Annotated in this window: 1 pseudogene; it reads left to right on the top strand. The window is 67.2% G+C overall.

Going from position 1 to position 363, the window contains the following annotated elements:
- Nucleotides 1-92 precede the first annotated feature (92 nt).
- Nucleotides 93-363, top strand: a pseudogene (locus QSK31_RS48630) (hypothetical protein); the annotation flags it as partial.

The following is a 363-nucleotide window of genomic DNA, read 5'->3' as shown; positions in this document are numbered from 1 at the left end:
CCGATTACTCGACTCCTGCGCCGTTGTCTGACTGGCCGGGTGTCTCCGGTGGTACGTACCCCTCGTCTTCGGGGTATGCCGGCCCTCAGTCGTTGACCGGTACCGGCTTCGACTACACCGGTTTCAACCCGTACCCCCCGTCCTCGGCGCCTGCTGCCCCTAACCCCACCGGTGGCGACCACGACTACCCCTACTTTGATGACGGCGGCCCGGACGTGGCTAACTGGCCCGGCATGTCCGGTTCGGGTAGTCACGGTGGTGGCGGGGGCGGCTACTACCAGCAGCAACGGTTCTACCCTGCGGCGGTCGAGATCACCGGGACCGGCCCAGACCGGACCGGACCGCCGCAACCAGACACCGACA

It is taken from the genome of Actinoplanes sp. NBRC 103695 (genome assembly GCF_030269485.1).
Classification (GTDB): Bacteria; Actinomycetota; Actinomycetes; order Mycobacteriales; family Micromonosporaceae; genus Actinoplanes.
Note: the sequence above shows the minus strand (reverse complement) of the source record. Positions and strands in the feature narration are given on the sequence as shown.